General features: G+C 68.8%; 20 protein-coding genes. 6 read left to right on the top strand and 14 right to left on the bottom strand.

All coding sequences use genetic code 11. The features are described from left to right. The first annotated feature begins 118 nt into the window (after window positions 1-118). Complete coding sequence (locus ACX80F_RS00830) at window positions 119-967, top strand: universal stress protein (RefSeq protein ID WP_459334486.1); 849 nt, start codon at window positions 119-121, stop codon at window positions 965-967. A 101-nt stretch (window positions 968-1,068) separates the two neighbouring features. Here ACX80F_RS00830 and ACX80F_RS00825 read toward each other — a convergent pair whose 3' ends face one another. From ACX80F_RS00825 to ACX80F_RS00805, 5 genes are all read right to left on the bottom strand, one after another. After that, the gene (locus ACX80F_RS00825; RefSeq protein ID WP_459334485.1) at window positions 1,069-3,156 is read right to left on the bottom strand and encodes a beta-galactosidase; all 2,088 of its coding nucleotides are present in this window, start codon (window positions 3,154-3,156) and stop codon (window positions 1,069-1,071) included. Between the two features lie 111 nt (window positions 3,157-3,267). After that, complete coding sequence (locus ACX80F_RS00820; RefSeq protein WP_459334484.1) at window positions 3,268-3,912, bottom strand: hypothetical protein; 645 nt, start codon at window positions 3,910-3,912, stop codon at window positions 3,268-3,270. After that, window positions 3,909-4,820, bottom strand: coding sequence for a carbohydrate ABC transporter permease (locus tag ACX80F_RS00815; RefSeq protein ID WP_459334936.1), 912 nt, complete (start codon window positions 4,818-4,820; stop codon window positions 3,909-3,911). Before ACX80F_RS00815 ends, ACX80F_RS00820 begins: the two co-directional genes overlap by 4 nt. 5 nt (window positions 4,821-4,825) lie before the next feature. Further along, the gene (locus ACX80F_RS00810) at window positions 4,826-5,749 is read right to left on the bottom strand and encodes a carbohydrate ABC transporter permease (RefSeq protein ID WP_459334935.1); all 924 of its coding nucleotides are present in this window, start codon (window positions 5,747-5,749) and stop codon (window positions 4,826-4,828) included. Window positions 5,750-5,848: 99 nt separating this feature from the next. Then, the gene (locus ACX80F_RS00805) at window positions 5,849-7,141 is read right to left on the bottom strand and encodes an ABC transporter substrate-binding protein (protein WP_459334483.1); all 1,293 of its coding nucleotides are present in this window, start codon (window positions 7,139-7,141) and stop codon (window positions 5,849-5,851) included. 161 nt (window positions 7,142-7,302) lie between these two features. On the opposite strand from ACX80F_RS00805, the gene ACX80F_RS00800 reads away from it, so the two are divergent. Next, window positions 7,303-8,286 (top strand): acetylxylan esterase, encoded by a 984-nt coding sequence (locus ACX80F_RS00800; protein ID WP_459334482.1) that lies wholly within the window; start codon window positions 7,303-7,305, stop codon window positions 8,284-8,286. Between the two features lie 89 nt (window positions 8,287-8,375). Here the strand turns inward: ACX80F_RS00800 and ACX80F_RS00795 are convergent, their stop codons facing one another. From ACX80F_RS00795 to ACX80F_RS00770, 6 genes are all read right to left on the bottom strand, one after another. After that, window positions 8,376-8,792 carry a DUF1801 domain-containing protein gene (locus ACX80F_RS00795; protein WP_459334934.1) on the bottom strand — a complete coding sequence of 139 codons (417 nt, stop codon included), beginning with the start codon at window positions 8,790-8,792 and terminating at the stop codon, window positions 8,376-8,378. A 31-nt stretch (window positions 8,793-8,823) separates the two neighbouring features. After that, the gene (locus ACX80F_RS00790; RefSeq protein ID WP_459334481.1) at window positions 8,824-9,273 is read right to left on the bottom strand and encodes a BLUF domain-containing protein; all 450 of its coding nucleotides are present in this window, start codon (window positions 9,271-9,273) and stop codon (window positions 8,824-8,826) included. 118 nt (window positions 9,274-9,391) lie between these two features. Next, window positions 9,392-11,959 carry a rhamnogalacturonan lyase gene (locus ACX80F_RS00785; protein ID WP_459334480.1) on the bottom strand — a complete coding sequence of 856 codons (2,568 nt, stop codon included), beginning with the start codon at window positions 11,957-11,959 and terminating at the stop codon, window positions 9,392-9,394. 140 nt (window positions 11,960-12,099) lie between these two features. Further along, entirely contained in the window at window positions 12,100-13,257 is a 1,158-nt protein-coding gene (locus ACX80F_RS00780; RefSeq protein WP_459334479.1) for a mannitol-1-phosphate 5-dehydrogenase, read from the bottom strand. Then, on the bottom strand, window positions 13,257-15,224 hold the full coding sequence (locus ACX80F_RS00775) for a PTS mannitol transporter subunit IICBA (protein ID WP_459334478.1): 1,968 nt from the start codon (window positions 15,222-15,224) through the stop codon (window positions 13,257-13,259). Before ACX80F_RS00775 ends, ACX80F_RS00780 begins: the two co-directional genes overlap by 1 nt. Before the next feature lie 58 nt (window positions 15,225-15,282). Further along, window positions 15,283-16,011 (bottom strand): TetR/AcrR family transcriptional regulator, encoded by a 729-nt coding sequence (locus tag ACX80F_RS00770; protein WP_459334477.1) that lies wholly within the window; start codon window positions 16,009-16,011, stop codon window positions 15,283-15,285. Between the two features lie 117 nt (window positions 16,012-16,128). Here ACX80F_RS00770 and ptsP point away from each other — a divergent pair, with 117 nt between their 5' ends. Further along, the gene (ptsP, locus tag ACX80F_RS00765; RefSeq protein WP_459334476.1) at window positions 16,129-17,811 is read left to right on the top strand and encodes a phosphoenolpyruvate--protein phosphotransferase; all 1,683 of its coding nucleotides are present in this window, start codon (window positions 16,129-16,131) and stop codon (window positions 17,809-17,811) included. Between the two features lie 85 nt (window positions 17,812-17,896). Here the strand turns inward: ptsP and ACX80F_RS00760 are convergent, their stop codons facing one another. Together ACX80F_RS00760 and ACX80F_RS00755 are read right to left on the bottom strand one after the other, a co-directional pair. Further along, window positions 17,897-18,832, bottom strand: coding sequence for a DUF6807 family protein (locus ACX80F_RS00760; RefSeq protein ID WP_459334475.1), 936 nt, complete (start codon window positions 18,830-18,832; stop codon window positions 17,897-17,899). Beyond that, window positions 18,829-20,001 carry a Gfo/Idh/MocA family protein gene (locus tag ACX80F_RS00755; RefSeq protein WP_459334474.1) on the bottom strand — a complete coding sequence of 391 codons (1,173 nt, stop codon included), beginning with the start codon at window positions 19,999-20,001 and terminating at the stop codon, window positions 18,829-18,831. The genes ACX80F_RS00760 and ACX80F_RS00755 overlap by 4 nt, the downstream gene beginning before the upstream one ends. 217 nt (window positions 20,002-20,218) lie before the next feature. Here ACX80F_RS00755 and ACX80F_RS00750 point away from each other — a divergent pair, with 217 nt between their 5' ends. Then, on the top strand, window positions 20,219-21,226 hold the full coding sequence (locus ACX80F_RS00750; protein ID WP_459334473.1) for a LacI family DNA-binding transcriptional regulator: 1,008 nt from the start codon (window positions 20,219-20,221) through the stop codon (window positions 21,224-21,226). 97 nt (window positions 21,227-21,323) lie between these two features. Here ACX80F_RS00750 and ACX80F_RS00745 read toward each other — a convergent pair whose 3' ends face one another. Beyond that, entirely contained in the window at window positions 21,324-21,551 is a 228-nt protein-coding gene (locus tag ACX80F_RS00745) for a hypothetical protein (protein ID WP_459334472.1), read from the bottom strand. A gap of 208 nt (window positions 21,552-21,759) precedes the next feature. Here ACX80F_RS00745 and ACX80F_RS00740 point away from each other — a divergent pair, with 208 nt between their 5' ends. Both ACX80F_RS00740 and ACX80F_RS00735 read left to right on the top strand, forming a co-directional pair. Further along, on the top strand, window positions 21,760-22,056 hold the full coding sequence (locus ACX80F_RS00740) for a hypothetical protein (RefSeq protein WP_459334471.1): 297 nt from the start codon (window positions 21,760-21,762) through the stop codon (window positions 22,054-22,056). Window positions 22,057-22,174: 118 nt separating this feature from the next. Continuing rightward, a complete protein-coding gene (locus tag ACX80F_RS00735; protein ID WP_459334470.1) occupies window positions 22,175-22,459 on the top strand; it encodes a hypothetical protein in 285 nt (94 codons plus the stop codon). Window positions 22,460-22,463: the final 4 nt, after the last annotated feature.

Below are 22,463 nucleotides of genomic sequence, written 5' to 3'. Positions count from 1 at the left end.
TCCTGCAGGCCGACGAATCACGCCAGGATCGGATACCGAGTGTCCGACCAGGATAGGGAGTCACCATGGATGCGGCCTCTGACCCGCCCCGCCCGGAGACGTGGACCGGGGCTTCCGTGTGAGTACCACCGTGACGCATGGGAAACCGATCATCGTCGGCTATGACGAATCCGAGACCTCGCGACGAGCAGTCCTGTGGGCTGTTCACCATGCTGCGGCAACTGGGCTCCCCCTGGTCGTCCTGCATTGCTGGATGACGATGTTCCACCCGAAGGAGCTCGGCTTCGTTCCCGATGCCAGGGACGAGGCCCTGCGGGCAGCAGCTGAAAGAACAACTGCCGAAGGAGTGGATCTCGCCAGACAGACCGAGCCGGGAGTCGACGTGAGCGCCCGTCCGGTCGTGGGCAACGCCTCGGAGGTGCTCACCCAGGCCTCTGCGGACGCCTCCCTCCTGGTGACGGGTGCGCGCGGCCTCGGCGGCTTCAAGGGTCTCCTCATCGGGTCCGTGAGCCTTCACCTCGCGGCCAGTGCCTCCTGCCCGATTGCAGTGGTGAGCAGGGAGCGACCGCGACGAAGGGGCATCCTCGTGGCCCTCGACGGATCGCCCGAGAGCATCAAGGCCCTGCACGTCGCCGCGGACATGGCACGGGCGCGACACGTTCCCGTGCAGCTGCTTCATGTCCGGCCCTACAGCAGGTACGCCATCACGCGACCACCCGTCCCGGCGTCGAAGCACGATCCGGTGATCGAACAGGCCCTGGACCTGCTGCCCGATGACGTCGACGCCGTCGTCGTCGAGGACTCGCTCGCCGGCCCTACTGTGCCGCGGATCATCGTCCTTCATGCGCGGACAAGCTCCTGCGTGGTGCTCGGCGCCAAGGGACGCAATACCCTCGTCGCCCGGCTCGGCTCCACGGTGCACGCAGTCCTGCACTACGCCCAGGGGACCACCGTCATCGTCCGGTGAGGAAGCGGTCGCCCTCCGCGCCCCACTGCCGGGGTGCCGCCCGCTCCGCATCGGCCGGGTGGACTCCTCCGGTACGGCCTGAGAACCTCAGGTGACATGTGTCAGTCGGCTGGTCCTGTCCCCGGGCTGTGGCCGCCGGTAGCGCCGGCAGGGCCCGCGTCCACCGCAGCAGGGTCCTGCCCTGCCTGTCGCTCCGGCAGGCCCGACACCGACCGGGCAGGGCTGAGCAGCAGGACGTAGCCGAACGGCTGCAGGACGACGCTCCGGACGTCGACGCCGCCGAGCACATCCTCCCCCCGGACATCGATGTCGACGGGCTCACGTCCGTGGTTGATGAGCGTCAGCAGCGGGCCGCGGCGGATCGCTTCCACCATCGGCGGCAGGCCCGGATGAACCGGCTCGACACCCGCCGCCGCGAACAGACGGCCGAGGACCTGCCGCGCACCGACGTCATCGGGAACGGTGGCGAGGTAGCAGGCCGATCCCTCGCCGTGGACTCGCTCGGTCAGCGCCGGCTGCCCGTCCCGACGGCCGCCCTCGAACCTCGCCAGGACCCGTGCGTCCACGGCATGAAGCTCCTCCGCGAGGGTTGACCCGGCGAACGCGATGCCCGGACCCGCGACCAGCACCCGCTGCTCTCCCGGGCCCTCCGAGCCGGCGTCCGCGAGCGCCCCGAAGTCCTCGATGACGACACCCAGCAGGTGCCTCAACTGCGTGCCGAAGCCGCCTGGACGGAAACGGTCGCACTCGTCGGCCACATCGCTGAACGCGGTCACGAGCAGATGCCCGCCCTGCTCGACGAAGCCGGCCAGATTCGCGGCCGCCGGTCCCGTGAGGAGGTACAGGTGCGGGGCGAGGACCACGGCATAACGCGACAGGTCCGCGGTCGGCGGGAGGATGTCCACCTGCACGTGCATGCGGTGGACCGCGTCGTACCAACCGCGCACCAGGGACAGGTAGTCCAGCGAGGTGGGGTGGTCAGGGTTCTCGATGGCCCACCAGTTCTCCCAGTCGAACAGGAGCGCGACCCGGGCGGCACCGTCGTCGGCCGGCAGGTCCGGCAGCCGGCCGAGGTCTCCGCCGAGGGACACGACCTCGCGCCAGGTGCGGGTCTGCGTCCCGGCGTGCGGGAGCATGGCGGAGTGGAACTTCTCCGATCCGGCCCTGGATTGCCGCCACTGGAAGAACAGGATGGCGTCGGCGCCGCGGGCCACGGCCTGCATGCTCTGCGCGGCGAGCTGGCCCGGGGCCTTCGGGGCGTTGGTGGGCCGCCAGTTCACCGCGTTGGTGGCCTGCTCCATAAGGAGCCACGGGGTCCCGGGTTTCAGGGACCGCATCAGGTCGCCGTGGAATGCACCCTCACGGAAGCCCTCGGGGTCGTTCGGGTCCGGGTAGAGATCGTCACTGATGACGTCGAGCTCAGCCGCCCACCGCGCGTAGTCCACGGGCTTGAAGGCACCCATGAAATTCGTGGTGATGGGCTGGACGGCCCCGGCCGCGCGGATGATGTCCCGCTCCATCCGGTAGCACTCCAGGAGCATGTCCGATGTGAAACGCCGATAGTCCAGCAATTGCCCCGGGTTGTGGCTGTACGGGGCGTGCCGCGGCGGGAAGACCTCGGCGAAGGACCCGTAGCGCTGCGACCAGAACATCGTGCCCCACGCGTCGTTGAGCAGGTCGATGCTCCCGTACCGCTCCTGCAGCCATCGTCGGAAGGCATCGCGTGCCGCGTCCGAGTAGTCCGTGTTCAGGTGGCAGCCGTACTCGTTGTTCACGTGCCACAGCACGACGGCGGGATGATCCGCGTACCGCTCGGCGATCCGCGTGACGAGCGCCGATGCGAGCTTGCGGTAGGCCGGCGACGACGGCGCATAGTGCTGGCGGCTGCCGTGCCAGTAGGGCGTACCTTTTTCGTCCGCCGCGAGCATCTCCGGGTAGGCGACGGTCGCCCAGGGCGGAGGCGATGCCGTCGCCGTCGCGAGGTCCACGGCGATCCCTGCCTCGTGGAGCAGGTCGATGATGCGGTCGAGCCACTCGAAGTCGAACTCGTGCTCCGACGGCTGGATGCGTGCCCACGAGAAGATTCCGACGCTCACCATGGTCACGCCTGCCTCGCGCATGCGGGCCACGTCCTCCGGCCAGACCTCCTCGGGCCATTGCTCGGGGTTGTAGTCGGCGCCGTAATGCACGTGGTCTCCTGGGGTCTGGGGCTGGCGATGGCTGGGGCAGCCGGTCGTGGGAGTTCTGCTGGGGGCGTGCGATCGGCGGCCCGGTGGGAACCGCTCGCTGTCAAGGTGCGGTCAGGACCGGCGCCGGCGCTCCCGCACCGCCGTCGCGAGGGCGGCGAAGACGAGGCAGCCGATCCCCGGGACGATCAGGGGCGGAAGCTGCCAGGCCACCATCGCCGTGAGGACGCAGGCGGCCGCGACCCACAGGACGCCTGCAGGATCCTCCCGCGCGTCCCGCAGCCAGAGGAGACCGGCGGCCCGCCAGGACCTCGTCGTCTGCCAGCGGGCGGTGGTTCCCACGAGCGCGGACAACAGCCCGATCAGAAGGATAACGCCGGCGGCCAGGATGACCCGCCCGGCGGGCAGGAGCCCGGAACCGGCGACGACGATGTCCAGCAGCAGCAGGGACGCCACGACCGCGACTCCGAGGCCGGCGAGCCAGCCCGTCCGCAAGGCGGCGGCGAAGTCGGCGGCGAACTGCCGGACGGTCGAGTCCTCGGCGCGCAGGAAGCGGTGGAGGTGCGCGGACCCGGCGGCGAACGAGGCCGGGATGGTGATGATCCCCAGACCCGCCGCGCAGCACAGGACGCCGACCCAGAGCACCTCTCCGAAGAGAGCGAACTTCGCCGTCGCGCCCGGCCAACGGACCGCGCTGCCATCTCGGACGGCAGCCTGCCGTCCGCGCTCAGCGGCGGGATCGCGCCGGCCCCTGCTCATCCCTTGAGGCCCTGGGTGGCGACGCCGTCGACCAGGAAGCGCTGGAAGATGATGAAGAACAGCATGACCGGGAGCAGGGCGAGGACGGAGATAGCGATCGTCGCCCCGTAATCGGAGGTGCTCGTCTGGTCGTTGAAGATCCGCAGCGCGAGCGGCAGCGGGTACTTGTCCGGCGAGTTCAAGTACAGCAGCGGACCGAGGAAGTCGTTCCAACTCCAGATGAACGCGAAGATGGAAGAGGTGATCAGGGCGGGTTTGATCAGCGGGAGCGTGATCGAGAAGAAGATGCGTCCGTGTCCGCAGCCATCGATCCGCGCGGCCTCGTCCAGCTCGCGGGGCAGGTTGCGGATGAACTGCACCATCAGGAACACGAAGAACGCTTCGGTGGCGAGGAACTTGCCGGCCAGCAGCGGCCAGAACGTGTCGATCAGACCGAGATTCCTGAAGATGATGTACTGCGGGATGATCAGCACATGGAAGGGCAGCAGCAGGGTCCCGATCATCGCTGCGAAGAGGATCTTGCTGCCGCGGAAATTGATGCGGGAGAAGGCGTAGGCCGCCATGGACGAGGAGATCACGGTACCGATCACCGCGCCGACACCGAGGAGCAGGGAGTTGAGGAAGAACTTCCAGGTCGGGATCCCGGCGATGCCCTGCATCACCTTCACGAAGTTGTCCAAGGTCGGGTTCTCCGGGAAGAAGCCCTGGTTGCTGCCGAACTCGGAGCTCGGCTTGAGCGAGGCCGAGAACATCCACAGCAGCGGATACAGCACGAGGGCCGTCAGGGCTACGATCCCCACCACCCAGAGCGCTGTGGGGGCGTGGTGGCGCATCGGACGACGGCGGGGACCCGGCTGCGTGCGGTGTTCCGGATCCGAGGGGACCGGGACGGCAGGGTTGGATTCGATCGTGGTCACTTGGAATCTCCTGCGTAGTGGACCCAGCTCTTGGAGGTGCGGAAGAGGATGACGGCGAGCACCCCGACGGCGAGCAGCAACACCCAGGCCATCGCCGACGCGTAGCCCATCTGGTTGTTCGTGAAGGCCCTCGTGTAGAGGTACACGGTGTAGAAGTTCGTGGCGCCGCCGGGTCCGCCGGTACCTGATCCGATGATGTACGCCGACGCGAAGACCTGGAAGGCGTTGATCATCTCCAGGAGCAGGTTGAAGAAGATGACGGGTGAAAGCATCGGCACCGTGACGCTGACGAACTTGCGCCAGGCCTTCGCACCATCGACGGACGCCGCCTCGTACAGCTCCGCCGGCACTCCCTTGAGTCCGGCGAGGAAGATCACCATGGGAGCGCCGAACTGCCAGACCGCGAGCAGGATCATCATCGGCATGATGAGGGACGGATTCCCGATCCAGCCGCCGAGGTTGATCCCGAAGAGGTTGAGCGTGCCGTCCACCGGACCATCGGTGGAGAACATCGCCCGCCAGACGATGGCGATGCTGACGCTGGCACCGATGAGGCTCGGAGCGTAGAAGGCCGAGCGGAAGAACCCCGTGCCCTTGGCCTTGTAGTTGAGGAGCATGGCCACCGCGAGGGCAGCCGCGAGCTTGATGGGGGTGCCCACCAGCACGTAGATCAGGGTGATCCGCACCGAGCCCCAGAACTTCTCGTCGTCCGCCATGCGGCTGAGGTTCTCCAGTCCGGTCCACTCGGGGGCGGTGAAGAGGTTGTAGTCGGTGAAGGCGAGGTAGAGCGACGCCAGCATCGGCCCCAGCGTCAGGCCGACGAAGCCGAGCAGCCAGGGCGAGAGGAAGATGTAGCCCGCCAGTGAATCGCGGCGGCGGGTTCGGCGGAGCCGTGACCCGCCCGCCCGGTGGCTGTCCACCGGGCGGGCGCCGGATGCGGCGCTGCGGTCTGTTGACGGCGCGTGCGCCGAATCCGTGGTCACGGTCAAACTCCTTTGTCTGCTGAGCTCTCGAACCTGCTAGCTGTCGAGCGTGACGGCGGCTTCGTCGAAGAACTGCTTCGCCGCCTCCTCCGGGGTGACGGTTCCGAGGCCGATCGACTTGCCCAGATCCCAGAAGGTCTGCTCGATGGCACCGAAGCCGGCCACGGGCGCTGCCGGGGCCTCGCCCATGCGGTCCTCGATGGAGTCGAGGTAGTCCTTGACGGCCTTGTCCGGCCCTTCGAGGTTCGCTCCCTCGAGCTGCGTGTCGGAGGCAGGGATGCCGAGCGTCGCTCCGAAGATCCCGCCCACCTCGGGGCTGTTGATGAGGAAGTCGACGAACGCGGCCGCGGCCTCGGGGTGCTCGGTCGAGGCGGACGCCGCCTGCATGAGGCCCACCTTGCGGTAGAGGTCCTTCTCGTCCGGATTGCTGGTGGGCGGGGCGACGATGGTGATCTCCTCGGCACCGGAGTCACCGAGGTACCCTCCGAGGAAGTTGCTCCAGCTCATCTCACTGGTGGTCAGGTTGCCACCGAAGCCGGACACGGGGTTGATCTCCTCGAGCTTGCTCTGCGGTACCGTGACGTTCTCGCGGTTCTCCTGGCCCTCCGCCCAGTGCTCGGCGAGCTCCTCCTGGGTGAAGTTCAGTTCGCCCTCCTCGGTGAAGAGCTCCCTGCCCTGCTGGCGCAGCTTGAGCTCGAGGTCCTGGATACGCTGGGTGGTGTCGGTACCGCCGTACACGTCGCCCCCGCCCGCCTCGGTGACGGATGCCATGTAGGCGTCGTAGTCGTCCCAGCTCGTACCGCCCTCGTAGGGCTCGACGCCGGTCTCGGCCAGCAGGCCCGGATTCTGGAACACGGACCAGGCACTGTAGCCGGTGGGGATGGCGAACGTGCCGTTCTCGAGCGTGCCGGTGGACAGCAGGCCCTCGTCGATGGCGTCGGTGGTGATCCCGTTGCCGAAATAGTCCTCGAGGTTCAGCAGGAGGCCGTTGTCGCCGTACTGGCGGAGATAGGTGTAGTCGAACTGCATGACGTCGGGAAGTCCGCCACCCGCGGCTTCGGTCTGTCGCTTCTCCCAGTAGGAGGGGTAGTCGGTGAACGTGTCATTGATGGTGATGTTCGGGTACTCCTCCTCGAACGCCGCGATGGCTTCGTCATACCGAGCCGCACGATCGTCGTTGCCCCAGAAGGTGTAGTTGAGCGTGATCTGCTCGTCGGTGTCGAGGGCTGCGGGCTCGGCCCCACCGCCGCCGCATCCGGTCAGGACCAGTCCGGTGGCGGCCAGGGCCGCGACCCCTGTCAGCGTGCGTCGTGAGAGTGTGCGGAACATCGTTGTCCTCCTGGAAAACTTCGTCGTCAGCCATCGTGGGGCGCCTTGGGAAAGCGTTATCCGACAGCGTAGATTGAATCGTATCAACGGTCAACAGTCTTTCGCGGTCGGGCCCGTCCGCGGTCTATCCTCGCTCATCCCCGCATGAAAGGATGCACACCATGCCCCATTTCGACCGCCCTCTGTCAGAGCTGCGCCGGTATCTGCCCGAGCGCGACGAGCCCGCCGACTACGACGCCTTCTGGGACCGAACGCTGTCCGAACAGCGCAGGCATGTGGCACCTCCCCTGTTCGAGGAAGTCCGGGCGGGCTACTCCCAGCTGGTGACCGAGGACGTCACGTTCGCCGGCTACGGCGGAGAGCCCATCAAGGCGTGGCTGCTGCGGCCACGGCATCTCGCCGGACCGCTCCCGACCGTCATCACCTTCATCGGCTACGGCGGCGGGCGCGGGCTGCTCGGCGAATGGACCGCGCTGCCCAGCGCCGGCGTCGCGCACTTCGTCATGGACCTTCGTGGCCAGGGCTCCGGTCACCGATCCGGCGACACGGCGGACGGCACCTTGACGGGGCCCCACGCCGGCGGCTTCATGACGCTCGGCATCGGGAGCCCCGACACGTACTACTACCGGCGCGTTTTCGTCGACGCCGTCCACGCGGTGGAGGCCGCCCAGGCGCATCCAGCCGTCGACGCCGCCCGCGTGGTGGTCTCCGGCGGGAGCCAGGGCGGCGGGATCACGCTCGCAGCCGCTGCCCTCACGCCGCGGGTGAACGACACCCCGCCCGTCGGGGCCATCGTCGATGTCCCGTTCCTCGCACACATGCGGCACGCCACGGAGACCGTCGACACCGCCCCTTACTCCGAGATCGTGAAGTACCTCGGCACGCGCCGGAACGACGTCGAGGGGGTCTTCCGGACCCTCGGCTACTTCGACGGCGTCAACTTCGCGGCGCGCAGCACCGCCCCTGCGATGTTCTCCGTCGGCCTGCTCGACGACGTCTGCCCGCCGTCGTGCGTCTTCGCGGCCCACAACCACTACGCGGGCCCCAAACGCATGAAGGTCTACCCCTACAACGGGCACGAGCAGGGCGGCGCCTTCCAGGACGTCGAGCACCTGTCCTTCATCCGCGAACTCGTCGGCGGCTGACCCGCGCACCGGCTCCGTCGTCGTCCGGCAGGGCGCCCGGCCAGGTCGCCCGGCAGGGCGTTCTTTCAGGTCGAGCGGGGGCTGGACGTTCAGGGCCTCGGCGGAACGTCCAGGACCCTCGTGGCGTAGTCGTACCCCTCGCGGACCAGAAGCCGCAGGACGCCCCTGTCCACGTCGGCAAGGGTGGTCACGTAGAGGCATCCCGCTCCGCGGCGATGCTTTCCCAGCCGCGGAAGGATCTCCTCCGCGCGGGGACCGTAGGTCACACCGTGGAGGACCAGGTGCGCCTTTCGCGGCGAGAACCCGACGGCCGCGGCATCACCGTGATGACCTGACGCATGGGAATAGTGGTATGACCCGAAGCCCACGATCGTCGCCCCACACATCGCAGCGGGCTCACCCGTCGCTTCCAGCATCAGCGCGAGGAGCGCTTCTCCGTCACGTCGGCGGACAGGGTGCGGGACGGCGGCGAGGAAGGCCGCAGGGTCGACGCCGGTGGGACGCATCACGGGATCGGGCATACGTCGACCGGGCCGATCAGCGCAGCTGGACGGCGCGGTCCTGGAACCACCGGATCAGTTCCCTGAGCGCCTGGAGGGACTGGGTGGGATCCTGCTCACGGTCGAGGTCGGAGAACGTGGTGCGGTAGCCCGGCACCTCGTCCGCCATGCTGTCCGACACGCTCTCGTAGCCCATCGTCCAGTCAGGGAACTGCCGTTCGTCGATGGTCGCCTGCAGCAGGATCCGGACATCGGTGTGCTCCGGGTCGGCGGCGATGATGGACATCCGCCGCCGGAGGACGTCCTCCGGTCCCTCGAGGACCTGGAGGAAGCGTCCGTTGCGGTAGAGCAGCATGCCGGTCAGCCCGTTCCGCGCGTTGTTGTCCCGGCTCAACGCGAGGAGCGCTCCGAGGTCCGCGTCGTCGTAGGGATGGGCGGCGCTGCTCGAGTAGACGATCGACAGCAGGTCATGGGAAGCAGTGCTCACACCCGCCAATCTACCGAACAATCCGTAGCGGGTGGCGCGCCGTCCTGCAGGCGCGGATCCGGCAGGGCCGCGTACCCGTCCGCACGCGGCACTGCCGGACATCTTCATTCCGACGCCGTCACCTCAGGGTCGGCAGCACCAGGGACGCGGAGTAGCCGAGCGCCGTGCGCGCCGCTCCGGTGATCGATCCCGGCCGCTCCTTTCCGAGCCGCTCGAGGAACTTCTCGACCGACCTCGCCGCGTTGCCGGCCTGGTCCCTCTCGACGGCCCGCTGGGCCTGGTCGAGCGATGCCCGGAGTTGCTGGACGGCAGGACCGGCGATGTCACCCGATGCAACGAATTCCTCGAACTGGCGCTGCACTGCAGGCAGAGCCCCTGGCAGGAAGGCCGCAGGAACGGGAACCTGCGTGAAGTCGGTGTCCGACGCCAAGTAGAAGCCGGTGTAGGCGGGCTGGTTGTAGGACGTGTTCTGCCGCGCGATCTCGGCCCGGTACTGGGGATCGTGCATGAGCGTGTACAGCTTCCGGTCCGTCACCTCGGTACTCGTGAGGATGCGGATCGCCGAGCTGTCCGTCGTGCGGACCAGCAGCTCCTCCCTCCAGTCGCCGAACACGTCGGCCACGAGCGAGGGATTGCCCTTGGTCCCGTTGTTCGTCCGGGCACCTGTCGCAGTCAGCAGGCGTCCTCGCTGCGCGTCGTCGATCCTGACGTCCTGGTTCCCCGAGCCGTTGACGATCTGCGTGGTGCCGTCCGCCGCCCACCGGATACTCATGTTCGTGCCCGGGCCGTTACCGGTCAGCGGATCGCCGCTTGCGGAGCGGAGTCCCACGGCCCAGTTCTCGAGCCCTCGGACCGCCGGGTCGATGTCGCCGATCATGCCGCGACCCGTGTCCCTGCCCGTGTACCCGCCGAAGAGCACTTCCCCGTCGGCGGCGTCGCGCATCACCCATCCGTACGGCGCATACGCTCCGCCCTCGTGGACGGAGAAGATCTCGAGGCCGGGCCGGTCGGGATCGATATCGGCCACGTGCATGGCATCGCCGTGCCCGAGCTTCGCCTCGGTACCAGGCGCGGCGCTGCCGGCCGGAAGGGTGTCGAAGGAGCTGTAGAGCAGCGACCCGTCGTCGTCGATCGTCGCGCTTCCGTAGACGATCTCGTGCCTGCCGTCGCCGTCTACATCGGCCGCGCTCAGGGAGTGGAATCCCTGCCCGGCGAGCGTTCCGAACTCCTCACTGGAACCTGTCCCGCCGTGCGGGCCGTCGTTGAAGGGGTTGGACATGGGGACGTGCCCCGAGTCCACGTTCCAGTCCTGCGTCAGCCGGCTGCCGTCCCAGCTGTAGGCCACGATCGTGGCCCGCGTGTAGTAGCCGCGGGCGAAGACGGCCGAGGGGTTCTCGCCGTCGAGGTAGGCCACGCCGGCAAGGAAACGGTCCACCCTGTTGCCCGGCTCGATGCGCGCCATGGCGTAGTCGCCCCACAGCAGGCCGTCGTCCCCGCGTCCCGGGAGGTACGGGACCGTCTCGAGTTCGCGCCCCGTCTCGCCGTCGAACACGCTGAGGTACTCGGGCCCGTCCACCACGAAACCCTCGAAGGCCCTGAGGTTGTTGCGGGTGCTCCGCGACGGCGCGTAGACGTCCACGAAGTAGTCGGCCATGGAGCGCGCGTCGGCCTCGGTCAGCGGATAGTCGTTCCGCTGCTCGATCCCGAACGCCTCCTCGAGGGTGGCAGGCCAGTTCCCTGCGACCACCTCCGGATGATCCTGCCACCCCTGGAACATGTCCACGACGTGTTCGAAGTAGCCGTCGGCACTCAGGCGGTAGTCGTCGGAGTGCTGCACTCCGGCGGCGACGTCGGACTCCGGCAGGGTCACGTACTGCTCCGCGACCACCTCTCCGCCCGGGCCGTAGGTGGTGGTCTTCGTGCCGGGCGCCGTCTTCATCATCATCTCCGAGCGGCCGTCACCGTCGAAGTCCGAGACCATGAACTGCGTGTAGTGCGCGCCCGATCGGATGTTGACACCCAGATCCACGCGATTGAGGAGGCGACCGTCGAGCGTGTAGGTGTCGATGAAGGTGTTTCCCGTGTAGCCGGCCTGCGAGACGTCCTTCGAGTTCGACGGATCCCACTGGACGATGAATTCGTAAGCGCCGTCGCCGGTGACGTCACCGACGCTCATGTCGTTGGCCGCGTAGGTGTAGGGCTCCCCCGCCGGAGTGACTCCGTCGGCCGGTTTGACCAGGGGCAGATCGATGGAGGCCTGCGCCCATGGCGAGGTCTCCGCGCTGCGTTCCACCTCCACGCCATCGACGACGGTGCCGATGCTGTACTCGGCGGCGGGTGCTCCGGTGCCGCCGGCCGTGGAGGTGTCGAGGTAGTTCGTGCTGTCCGTGACGGTGGCGATGGGTTCCCCGTCGCGATACACCGTGAAGTCCGCACCGGTGAGCCCTGCGGCCGTCGCTCCGGTGGCGTCGGTCGTCAGGAATCGCCAGCTGAGGAAGACCCCCTCCGGGGTGGCGACGACGACGACGCCACGGTCGAGGTACTCGAGCTGGACTCCCCCGATCGGCGCCGCGTTGGCCATGCCCTGGGCCATCGCCGGGACGGACAGTCCCGAGAGTGTCAGGAGTGCGCCGGTGGCGAGTGCCACGCAGGCGGAGGCTGCTGTTTTCTGTACCGAACTCATCATTGAATCCCTTGTTTGGAAAACGCTTTCCTTAAGAACCTAGAATTCAGTGCACTGTTCGTCAAGGGCTGATGGTTCGCGAACGGAGAAAGGGAGCAGCCGACGCTGCTCCCTTTCTCCGCTTTCGGGCCCTGCTGTTCTGCCTATCCGGCGGGGTGCACCGGCGCGTGCTGCTCGATCAGGTCCAGTACCGACGGGTACAGCGGATGGTCCGCCTCGAGGCCGGTGATCGACGTCGTCGCCTCGGACGGTTCCTGGGTGGCGAGGATCTCGGCCAGCGCGGCGACCTCGGGGTCGTCGGGCGCGGAGAAGGACAGCGCGGCCCGCATCGCCTCGAGCAGCGCTGCGGGGTGCGTGCCCCGCTCGGCGAGCTCGGCGGCCGGCCCCACGAAGCGTTCCCTGCGGCTGAGCTTCCGCTGCGGCGCCCTGCCGACGCGCACCACCGTGTCCGGGAGGTGCCTGTTCGTGAAGCGTCGCAGGATCTTCTGCACATAGGCCTCCTGCTCCGCAGGGTCGAACCCGTGCTTCGCCACGAGCAACTGCTTCGTCTCCTCCAGCACAGCCCCCACCCGGGCCGCGACGGCGTCGTCGGCCATGGCATCGGCGATAGTCTCCACGCCGGCCGCCGACCCGAAGTAGGCCGCCGCCGCGTGGCCCGTGTTGACGGTGAATAGTTTCCGCTCGATGTACGGCTCGAGGTCGTCGACGTACGTGGCTCCGGGGATCTCCGGCGCACGGCCCTCGAAGGGGGTACGGTCGATGACCCATTCGAAGAACGTCTCCACCGTGACGTCGAGGCCCTGTCCGGCGGCCTGGTCCGGGACGATCCGGTCCACTGCCGTGTTGGCGAAGATCGCCCGCCTCGCAAGCTCGGCCGGGACGCCGTCGTAGGCCTGCTCGACCTCCCTGCGCAGGATGTCCGTCGCGTTGATGGCGTTCTCGCACGCCATGACCTGCAGTGGCGCCAGGTCCTCACTGCGGCGGGCGACCGCCCGGGCGATGACGGGCGCGAGGAAGCGCAGCACGTTCGGGCCCACGGCGGTGGTGACGATATCCGCGCTGCTGATCTCGGCGACGACGTCCTCCTCCTGCGTGCGCGAGTTCACCGCACGGTAGTTGTCCACCGTCTTCACCGCCGGCTCTTCGCCGACCTCGTGCACGTCGTAGCTGGGTGTCGAGGCCAGCTGATCGATCAGGGCATCCGCGACGTCGGCGAAGACCACCTCGTACCCGGCCTCGTGGAGCAGGAGCCCCACGAAGCCGCGGCCGATGTTACCGGCTCCGAAATGGACGGCCTTCACTAGGCGTTGACCTTTCCGAAGAGCGCGAGCACTTCATCGACCGTTGTCGCGTTCTCGAGTTGCGCCACCTGTTCCTTGTCGGAGAACACGCGGGCGATCGCGGACAGGATGGACAGGTGCTCGTTGTTCCGGCCGGCCACCCCCACCACGAACTTGACCTGCTTGCCGTTCCAATCGATGCCCTCGGGGTAACGGATGATCGACACTGCCGATCGCTTGATGAGGTCCTTGGCGTCATTGGTGCCGTGCGGGATCGCCAGGAAGTTGCCCATGTAGGTCGGGACGGACTTCTCACGCTCGTGCATGGCCGCAACGTAGCCGGAGTCCACCGCGCCGCGGTCCACCAGCAGCCGGCCGGCCTCGTTGATGGCATCCTCCTGCGTGGTCGCCCTACCGTCCAGGACGACGCTTTCCTCTGCGAGGACGTCGTTGGCGGCACTACCGGAGTCGGCCTCGGACGCCGCAGCGGCAGGCATCGGGTCCTTAGGATCGACGCCTCCCTCGGCTGCCGCGCTGGCGCGGACCAATTCCACGATCTCGTCATAGCGCGGGCTGTTCATGAAGTTGTCGACAGCAACGTGCGTAGCGCCCTGCGTCAGGGGCTCGGCGCGCGCGGCGAGATCCTGGTGCGTGACGACGACGTCGTAGTCGTCCTTCAGGTTGGCTATGGCGAGGTTGGTGACCTTGACGTCGGGGAACCCGGCCGCCTTGATCTTGTTGCGGAGCACCGAGGCGCCCATCGCGGAAGAGCCCATCCCGGCATCGCAGGCGAACACGATGTTGCGGATGGGTCCGTCGGTGCCCGTCGTGGAGCTGAAGTTGCCGGCCACGGAGCTCTTCTTCCCCTTGAGGCCTTCCATCTTCGTGGCGGCAGCCGCCAGGTCGCCGTCGTCCTGCTTGCCCGTCTTGAGGATGACCGAGGCGACGAGGAAGGACACGGCGGTTGCGAGCACGACGGACAGGCCGACACCGAAGTAGCTGTCACGGGCCGTCTGGGCGAGCACCGCGATGATGGATCCTGGAGCAGCGGGTGCCACGAGACCGGCGTTCGTGATGCTCAGGGTTGCGATACCCGTCATACCGCCGGCAATGGCGGCGAGAATGAGCAGCGGGCGCATCAGGACGTACGGGAAATAGATCTCGTGGATGCCGCCGACGAAGTGGATGATGGCGGCACCGGAAGCGGATGCCTTGGCGGCACCGCGCCCGAAGATCATGTAGGCGAGCAGGATCCCGAGGCCCGGACCGGGGTTGGCCTCCAGCAGGAAGAGGATGGACTTCCCCTGCTCCAGCGACTGCTGGACACCCAGCGGGGTCAGCACGCCGTGGTTGATGGCGTTGTTGAGGAAGAGGACCTTCGCCGGCTCGATGAAGATGCTGGTGAGCGGCAGCAGGCCGTTGTTGACCAGGAACTGGACCACGTTGCCCGCGCCCGTGCTGAATGCCTCGACCAGGGGCGATACACCGAAGAAGCCGACCAACGCCAGCACGGCTCCCCAGATACCGGCGGAGAAGTTGTTGACGAGCATCTCGAAGCCCGGCCGGATCTTGCCGTCCCAGATCGCGTCGATCTTCTTCATGGTCCAGCCGCCGAGGGGGCCCATGATCATGGCACCGATGAACATCGGGATGCCGGCACCGACGATCACGCCCATCGTCGCGATGGAGCCGACCACGCCACCGCGGACGTCGTACACCATCCGGCCGCCGGTGTAGGCGATCAGGAGCGGCAGCAGGTAGGTGATCATCGGCCCGACGAGCCCCACATTGGCGACGCCGTCGGTCTCACCGAAACCACCGAGCTGCGGTACGGGCAGCCAGCCCGCCTCGATGAAGAGTGCCGTGACGAGGCCCCAGGCGATGAAGGCACCGATGTTGGGCATGATCATCCCGGACAGGAACGTCCCGAACTTCTGCACGCGAACCCGGGCACTCGTGCCGGTTCTCGCTTCTACTTGTGTAGCCACATTCATTCCTAACCGTTGGCCCCGCAACACTGCGGAGGGATGGCGTCGTCGGGATGCGTCAGCTTCCCGAGCGGCTGGATATTCTCTGGAGCCATTCGAGGAAGAGCTTCAGCTCCGAACTGGAGAGCTGATCGGGATGCGAGGACTGCAGTGCCGCGTTGAGGGCGATCGCCGCCACCACCACGGACGGCGTCCCCTCGGTGTCGGTCACGGGATCCGACTCGGAGTCCGTGGCCACCGCCGAGATCACGGCCTCGCGCGTCATCGCCGAGAGTTCGAGGTTGCGCTTCGCCGCGGGCTCCGCGATCAGCATGAGGGTGACGCCGATATTGGCGGCCAGCATGCTGCGCGCGGCTTCGTGGGGCGAGACGACGAGGCGTGCCGCCGCGGCCGCCCGCGCCAGGACCTCCTCGAGGAACGCCTCCGCGGTGGCCACCATGGTGGGTCGGCGCTCGGGCCGGATGTTCCCGAACATCACCAGATACAGGTGCGGGTGGTCGAGACCGAACCGCACGTGGTTGTCCCAGTGCCTGCGGAGGTCCTCGATCGGCTGGCCCGATGTCGGGATGCTCCTTTCGGCCTCCAGGTACTCGGCGAAACCCTCGGCGACGACGGCGTCGAAGAGTCCCTCCTTGTCACCGAAGTGGTGGTACAGGGTGGGAGCCGTCACCCGGGCGACCTCGGTGATCTGCCGGGTGGACACAGGTTCCCCGTCGGACTCCGCGAGCAGTGCCGCGGCAGCTCGGAGGAGCCTCACCTTGGGCGCTTGTTCGCCTCCCTTTTTCATGCCTGCTAGCGTAGCAGTTATAGCGGCGTTATATGAAGCGGGTCACACCCTACAATTGCCTTGCGCGGCACAATGGTGTTGGACCAGGTTCTACCGGCAAGGAAACGAGGACGTTCAATGGAGAATTTCGCAGGTGTCGGGGTCAGTCCCGGACGCGTGATCGGCCCGGTCCGGCACATGCCGCCGTCGGTGGGAGAGCCCCCCGCCGGTGAGCGCCACGGTGGCGACGCTCCGGAGGAGGCCGTCGCAGCCCTCAAAGCCGCGGCGAGGGCCGTGCAGGAGGAGCTCAAGCGCCGGGCCGGTATCGCCACGGGTGACGCCAAGGCCGTTCTGCAGGCCACGTCGCTGATGGCGACGGATCCGCTGCTGCTGAAGTCCGCGACGAAACTCATCAACAACGGCGCCTCGCCGGCCCGGGCCGTCTGGGAGGCGGGCTCCTCCGTGGCGGAGATGCTGCACAATCTCGGCGGCTACATGGCCGAGCGCACCGCCGATGTGCTCGATGTCCGCTCGCGGATCGTCGCGGAACTGCGCGGACTCCCGGCGCCGGGCATCCCGTCGTCGGACACACCCTTCATCCTGGTCGCGGAGGACCTGGCTCCGGCGGACACCGCCACCCTGGACCCCGCGGTGGTCCTCGCCCTCGTCACCTCCGGCGGCGGCCCCCAGTCACACACTGCCATCATCGCGCGCGCCCTAGGACTGCCCGCCGTCGTGGCGGCCTCCGGCGTGGACGCCATCGAGGAGGGCACCCCCGTCTTCGTCGACGGCGCCGCCGGGACCCTCACCCTCGAGCCGGGCGCCGAGGAGGAAGCGGCCGCCGAGGCGTACGCGGACGCAGCGGCGGCACTGGCCGTGTTCGACGGGGTGGGCGTGACGGCGGACGGGCACGAGGTCGCGCTCCTGGCCAATGTCGGCGGTGCAGCCGATGCCGTCAAGGCCGCCGAGGCGAAGGCCCAGGGTGTGGGCCTGCTCCGGACGGAGTTCTGCTTCCTCGGCCGCGACACGGAGCCGACGGCCCAGGAGCAGCTCGAAGCCTACAAGGGTGTCTTCGACGCCTTCCCCGGCAAGAAAGTGGTGGTCCGCACCCTGGACGCCGGCGCGGACAAGCCGCTGCCCTTCCTGACCGACACGTCCGAACCCAACCCCGCCCTCGGTGTCCGCGGCTACCGGACCGACCTCACGTCGCCGGGCGTCCTGGAACGGCAGCTCAGGGCCATCGCCGATGCCGCCGCCCAGGCGAGCGCGGACGTCTGGGTCATGGCACCGATGATCTCGACGGCGGAGGAGGCCGCGGACTTCGCGAAGCTCTGCAGCAACGCGGGCCTGCAGACCCCCGGCGTGATGGTCGAGGTCCCCTCGGCGGCTGTCATGGCCGAGGCGATCCTCGGCGAGGTCTCCTTCGCCAGCCTGGGAACCAACGACCTCACGCAGTACACGATGGCCGCCGACCGGCAGCTGGGCTCCCTCGCCGCCCTCAACAACTCCTGGCAGCCCGCCGTCCTCCGGATGGTGAAACTGACCGTGGAGGGCTCGGCCGCCGAAGGGAACGCGAAGCCGGTCGGGGTGTGCGGTGAGGCCGCGGCGGATCCTGCGCTCGCCGTCGTGCTGGTGGGACTGGGCATCTCGACGCTGTCGATGACTCCGCGGGCCCTCGCCGGGGTCGGCGCCGTCCTGAACAGCGTCACGCTCGCCGATGCGCAGCGGATCGCCGGGATCGCCGTGGCCGCGCCGACCGCAGCCGAGGCGAAATCCCGGGTGCGCGCCGAACTGCCCGTGCTCGAGTCCCTCGGCCTGTAGGCTCCCGGACCGCTGATGCCGGGCCTCGAGCACGGCCGTGCGCTCCGGGCCCGGCGTCGTCCGCCGTGTCCCGGAGCGGCGGCCATCAGGTGGCCGGCGGGGACGTGCGCCCGGTCCCGGCTGCCGTGGGCGGAGGGGGAAGGACGGCTGCACCGACCGCGGCCTGGAACGCGGCATCCTCCACAGCACCGTCCGCGACGAGCAGCGACCACTTCCAGTCGAGCACGGCGTCCCGGTCGAGGTGCATCTCCTCATGGAAGAAGGGTGCCGCGCACAGCATGGGCGTGCCGGTGCTGCGGACGAACCAGGGCGACGGCCCTCCCGGATTGTCCGGCGCGGGGATCATGAGGACGGATGCGCCGCCGGACTGCAGCCCGAGCCAGCCGTGCGTTCCACCCATGGCGCCGTCCTCGTCGATCCCACCGGCGCCGCCGTCCGTGGGCCCGATGATCCTGCCGCCGTCGAAGGACGGGCCGAGGCGCAGGAAGAACCCGCCGTACCCGGCGTTCGGGCGGCCCGCCGTCGTCGGGCTGCCGAAGGCCAGTGGACCGTCGCTGACATTCACCCACCGGCTCTGCACGGTGGTCCGGAACCACTCGACGTCGGCGGTCCGGACGACGTCCGCGTTCCAGACCCGCTCCTCCTCGAGGAATGCGCTGCCGTCCGCGGCGCGCCAGCCGATCCGCTGCACCACGACACGGCCTGCACGCCGACGGGCGACCACCCGCTGCGAGCCGTTGTTCGAGAGCTGGACGTACCCCTGCGCTCCCCTGTAGGTCGGGCCGCCCCAGAGGTTGACCGGCTCCTCCTGGCCGGGGACGTCGATGGTGGCCACCGCGATGCCTAGCCCCCAATGCCACGGGTGATCGACCGGCGCGAAGTCGCTGACTGGCCTTCCCCCCGGGGTCAGGACCGGGTGGAGGAAGGGTCGCGGCGCGTGCCGGGCCGGTTCGTGCGGGCCCTCGCGCAGCACTCCGGCCACCCGGCCGTCGCGGATCGACAGGGACTCCATCGTGCTCATGCCGCGGGGACTCCGGCGGGGGCCCCTGGACGCCCGTCGATGACCGGTGCGGCCAGGGCACCCCGCAGGGCCGGATCGGCGAGATCCGTGCGGGAGACCCAGCGGCCCTCCCGCGCCGAGACGTACATGCCGGTGACGATCTCGAGTGCGCGGGCGGGATGGGCGACGAGCCCGGGCATGCCCCGGCCGGCGATGAGCGAGGGATGGATCTCCGCGAACAGGGCGTCGTGACCGCTCGGGATCTCCTGCTCGGGCAGGGCCCAGGACGCGGAGGTCTCCTCGTCGACGCCCGGCGCAGGGGTGATCCGCCAGTGGGCGTGCCCATGGCCGTAGAGGTGCTCCAGCTCGATCGTCGCCCGCTCCGTGTCGATGCGGAGCAGGCTCGACTGGCGTGGGGCGAGGACCGTCGAGACCACCGAGGCCACCGCGCCCGAGGCGAAGACCAGGGACGCGTGGGAAAGGTCCTCGGTCTCGACGTCGCGCTGCTGTCGCCACATCGTGGCGTGCACCGCCGACCATTCGCCGAGCAGGTAGGCCAGGAGATCGATCTGGTGGCTCCCATGGCTGAGTGTGGTGCCCCCGCCCTCGGTGGCCCAAGTGCCACGCCACGGCACGGCGAAGTACTCCGCCGTCCGGTACCAGTGCGTCTGGCACAGGGCGGAGAGCGGGCGGCCGAGAGCTCCGGAATCGAGCAGCGCCTTCACGTGGTCCGCGGCGGTCCCGGAACGCTGCTGGAAGACGACGGCGAGGCCGCGCCCGGCGGCGTCGGCCGCCCGGGTCATCGCGTCCAGCCCGGCGAGGCTGAGCGCTGCGGGCTTCTCGACGACAACGTGCGCTCCCACGGCGAAGGCCGCGATCGACTGTTCCGCGTGCCCGCCGGGCGGGGTGCAGATGTGCAGGACGTCGATGGGTTGGGCGGCGAGCAACTCCTCGAGGGTGGAGTAGCGGAACGGGACCGCCTGGGCCTCCGCGAACGCAGTCAGGCGCGCGGCGGAGGGATCCGCGACCGCGACGAGCTCCACCCCGGGCAGCCTGCGCAGGGCCGCGGCGTGGAGCTGCGCCACTCCCCCGGTCCCGAGGATCGCCGCTCGGAGCAACGGCGCGGCCCCGTCGGCAGCGGCGGCGCGTCGCTCGGCGGAGGGGTTCTCCACGGGACTCGACAGGGGCACGGTTCCTCCAACGCGGACAGGGATCACAGTTCGGGAAACCCTCGCAGAGAAAGCGCTTACCGCTGATGGGTGAGGGTCCGCATCGTCCCGCCTGACCGTGCAACAATGGCCCTTTCGATGGAACGCCCGGGCGGTGGCCGCCACGGTCGACACCCGGACCCCAGGAGTGGAAGCGATGTCGGCACCGGCGAGCAAGAGTCCCGCGACACTGCATGATGTGGCCCGGGAAGCGGGCGTCTCGCTCGCCACGGCGTCGAGGTCGTTGAACGGAAGCACCCGCAAGGTCAACGAGGCCTACCGGCAGCGGGTCATCGAGGCCGCCCAACGACTCGGCTACACCACGAACCTCTTCGCCCAGGCGGTGGCCAAGGGAAGCACCACCACGGTGGCGCTGCTCGTGGCGGACATCGCGGACCCCTACTTCTCCAGCATCGCGGCCGGAGTCATCGACGCCGCGAGCGAGGAGGGGCTCGTGGTGACCATCGCCGTGACCGGACGCGATGCCCAGCGTGAGCTGGACACCGTGAGGGCGCTGCGCGGGCAACGCCCCCGCGTGATGATCCTCGCGGGCTCCAGGACCACCGGTTCGGTGTTCGAGGAGCAGTTGCGCAGTGAGCTGACATCCTTCGAGGACACCGGCGGGAAGGTGGCTTTCATCAGTCAGGACGCGGCCCCGTTCGCCACCGTGCTGCTCGACAACCGGGGCGGGGCCCGCAACCTCGCCGTGGCACTCGCCTCGCTCGGCTACCGGGACTTCGCCGTCATCACCGGTCCGCCCGAGATCAGGACGGCCGAGGAGCGCCTCGAAGGTTTCACTGCGGGGTTGGCGGAGTGCAGCATCTCCCTGCCCCCGGACCGCATCATCCACGCCGATTTCACCCGCGACGGCGGCTACCGCGGCACCCAGGAGCTCCTGGCAACGGGAGCTTCCGTGGATCTCGTGTTCGCCGTCAACGACGTCATGGCGGTGGGCGTCGTCTCGGCACTCAGGGAGGCCGGGATCACGCCCGGCGGAGGGATCGGCGTAGCCGGTTACGACGACATCCCGACCGTGCGGGACATCACCCCCGCACTGACGACGGTCCGGATCCCCCTCGAGGACGTGGGCCGGCGTGCCCTCCGACTCGCCACGGGAATCGCACCCGACGACGCGGCGGCCACGACCGGAGGGCCCCCAGCCATCCGGACGGAGACGATCATCCGGGGCAGCACGCCCCGCCGGTGATCCTGCGCTGCAGATCGCGAGCACCTGGCACCGGTTGGCAGCACCGCGCGGTCGGCGCCGGCCAGCACCGCGCGACTGGCACCGCGCGGACCCGTCCTCAGGAGGTCTGGACGGCCTCGGGACCGGCGGCGTCGTGCGCGGCAAGCTTCGCGATGTCGTGCACGGGGAGTTCCGCCACCTCGGCCACGGCCGTGATGTCCTCCCCGTGGCTCATCGCTTCGGCCACGGCTTCCTGCAGAATCAGTTCGGCACGGTCGAGCTCGAACTGGATGTCCTCCCTGTCGGCGGCAGCGACGAGAATCTTCTGCAGACGGTCATTCGTCATGGCGTATTGAAACCTCACATCCTGGTCGAGCGGCGTGACGTCGGTGTTCCGGTCCGCGGAGGGCCGGCGCGCAGGTGCGGTGATCGTGCCGTCGTCGCGACCATCCTAACCACACACGGCGCGGCGCGGAATGGTTGCGCAGTGAGCAATACCGGGATCTGCGGCGACCTCCGGCCACGGTGTCGGACCTGCGGCGTACCCTCGTCGCATGGCAGGAAGACCGGGGTGGCACGGCATCCCACCCAGTGCGGACCGGTACGTCGCTCCGCTTCAGCTCGAGGCGCCAACCGGCGATATCACCGAGCCGCCCCGCTCCCCCGCGTTGTGGGTGGAACTGGACTATCCCGACGGGACCAGGCGCACCATGAAGGGATTCGCGATGGCATGGACGGGCACCGCCGTCCGGGCGCAGTGGATCGAGTACTCCCGGGCACGTGAGGCCTGGGTGGACGCTGCGCGGTGCCGACGCCGGGCCGTGAAGCAGCACTCGGCGCACGTGACCTGACGCCGGCTACCCGGGTGAGGCACGACGGCGAACACCCTCTGCTCCCCGTCGGCGGCACCCTCGTACAGTGGTGGCATGGACCAGTCCACACCGTGCGCCACGCCTCGGGCAGGCATGCGTGGCTAAGGTAGCCGGATGGCACGGGCTCCCGCCGACGACGCACCGGTTCGTCCCTCCCCTCCAGCTGGAGCCGCCGACCGAGGGCATCACGGAGTCCGCCTCCCCCGCCCCCGCGCTCTGGGTGGACCTCGAGTACCCGAACGGCTCACGGCAGACCGTCCGCGGGTTCGCCATGGCCTGGACGAGGTCGGCAGTACTCGCGCAATGGGTCGAATTCTCCATCGCCCGAAGTGCCTGGGTGCGCCCCGAGCAATGCACGCGGCGGTCGATCCCCGGCCGCTGAGGTG

It is taken from the genome of Arthrobacter sp. TMS2-4 (assembly GCF_054511075.1).
This window is presented reverse-complemented; position numbering and strand designations above follow the sequence as displayed.

What these genes read in the sequence shown, in the direction of transcription:
- ACX80F_RS00785 (WP_459334480.1), bottom strand. Translation starts at nt 11,959, where the DNA reads ATGATGAGTTCGGTACAGAAAACAGCAGCCTCCGCCTGCGTGGCACTC.
- ACX80F_RS00795 (WP_459334934.1), bottom strand. Translation starts at nt 8,792, where the DNA reads ATGCGTCCCACCGGCGTCGACCCTGCGGCCTTCCTCGCCGCCGTCCCG.
- ptsP (WP_459334476.1), top strand. Translation starts at nt 16,129, where the DNA reads ATGGAGAATTTCGCAGGTGTCGGGGTCAGTCCCGGACGCGTGATCGGC.
- ACX80F_RS00745 (WP_459334472.1), bottom strand. Translation starts at nt 21,551, where the DNA reads ATGACGAATGACCGTCTGCAGAAGATTCTCGTCGCTGCCGCCGACAGG.
- ACX80F_RS00820 (WP_459334484.1), bottom strand. Translation starts at nt 3,912, where the DNA reads ATGAGCAGGGGCCGGCGCGATCCCGCCGCTGAGCGCGGACGGCAGGCT.
- ACX80F_RS00805 (WP_459334483.1), bottom strand. Translation starts at nt 7,141, where the DNA reads ATGTTCCGCACACTCTCACGACGCACGCTGACAGGGGTCGCGGCCCTG.
- ACX80F_RS00740 (WP_459334471.1), top strand. Translation starts at nt 21,760, where the DNA reads ATGGCAGGAAGACCGGGGTGGCACGGCATCCCACCCAGTGCGGACCGG.
- ACX80F_RS00760 (WP_459334475.1), bottom strand. Translation starts at nt 18,832, where the DNA reads ATGAGCACGATGGAGTCCCTGTCGATCCGCGACGGCCGGGTGGCCGGA.
- ACX80F_RS00800 (WP_459334482.1), top strand. Translation starts at nt 7,303, where the DNA reads ATGCCCCATTTCGACCGCCCTCTGTCAGAGCTGCGCCGGTATCTGCCC.
- ACX80F_RS00770 (WP_459334477.1), bottom strand. Translation starts at nt 16,011, where the DNA reads ATGAAAAAGGGAGGCGAACAAGCGCCCAAGGTGAGGCTCCTCCGAGCT.